This window comes from Streptomyces alkaliphilus, from assembly GCF_014141535.1.
Classification (GTDB): domain Bacteria; phylum Actinomycetota; class Actinomycetes; order Streptomycetales; family Streptomycetaceae; genus Streptomyces; species Streptomyces alkaliphilus.
Map to the genome: position 1 here is coordinate 1 of NZ_VKHT01001318.1, position 1,112 is coordinate 1,112.

Below are 1,112 nucleotides of genomic sequence, written 5' to 3' on the forward strand. Positions count from 1 at the left end.
GCCCGCACCCACGGCGATTTCCCCGCCGGCCTCCCCGCCCTGCGGGAGGCGCTCGCGGACCGGTACACCGCGCGCGGTGTACCGACGATGCCCGAACAGATCATGGTCACCACCGGTGCCATGGGGGGCCTGGCCGCCGTCCGCCGACTGTTCGCCCCGGCCGGCGAGCGGATCGCGGTGGAGCACCCCTCCTACGCCAACGTCCTGCAACTGATGCGACAGAGCGGTCTGCGCCTGGTGCCGGTGGCCATGGGCGAGGGGTTGGCCGGCTGGGACCTGCCGGCCTGGCGCGCGGCGCTGCGCGACAGCGCGCCGCGCCTGGCCTACGTGGTGGCCGACTACCACAACCCCACGGGGGCGTTGGCCCCGGACGAGGCGCGCCGACAGCTCGTCGCCGCCTCCCGTTCCTCGGGCACCGTGCTCATCGTCGACGAGACCATGGCCGACCTGTGCCTGGATCCCCCGCCGGACGGACCCCCGCTCCCGGTCGCCGCCCTGGACCCGGGCGGGGCGGCGGTGGTCACCGTCGGCTCGGCCAGCAAGACCTTCTGGGCCGGTCTGCGCATCGGCTGGGTCCGGGCCGCCCCCGAACTCATCCGTCGGCTGGTCGCCGGTCGGGCCCACGCCGATCTGGGCAGCCCCGTTCTGGAGCAACTCGCCCTCACCTGGTTGTTGAGCGGTGACGGCTGGGACGAGGCGGTGCGCCTGCGCCGGGACGAGGTGCGGACCAACCGCGACGCCCTGGTGCGGGCCCTGCGCGCGCACCTCCCCGACTGGCGTTTCGAGGTGCCGTCCGGTGGCCTGACCCTGTGGACCCGCACCGGGGGACTGTCCGGGTCCCGGATCGCGGAGACCGGCGAACGTCTCGGGGTGCGGGTCCCCTCCGGCCCGCGGTTCGGCATCGACGGGGCCTTCGACGGCCACCTGCGGCTTCCCTTCACCCTCCCACCGGCCGTCGCCGGTGAGGCGGTCACCCGCCTCGAGGTCGCGGCCCGAATGGTGGCGGAGGGACGGGTCGGGACAGTGGGGGCACCGGGCGACTACATCGCCTGAGCGCCGCCCGCCCGACCGCGGTCCCCGGGCGGGTCCGCGCCCGTGCTCCGGCTCAGCCC

At 75.7% G+C, this 1,112-nt stretch carries 1 protein-coding gene; it reads left to right on the forward strand.

What is annotated here, in order from left to right; genetic code table 11:
• Positions 1–1,053 (forward strand): aminotransferase-like domain-containing protein (locus FNQ90_RS24220; RefSeq protein ID WP_182608299.1); only part of this gene is annotated, 1,053 nt, incomplete at its 5' end.
• Positions 1,054–1,112: the final 59 nt, after the last annotated feature.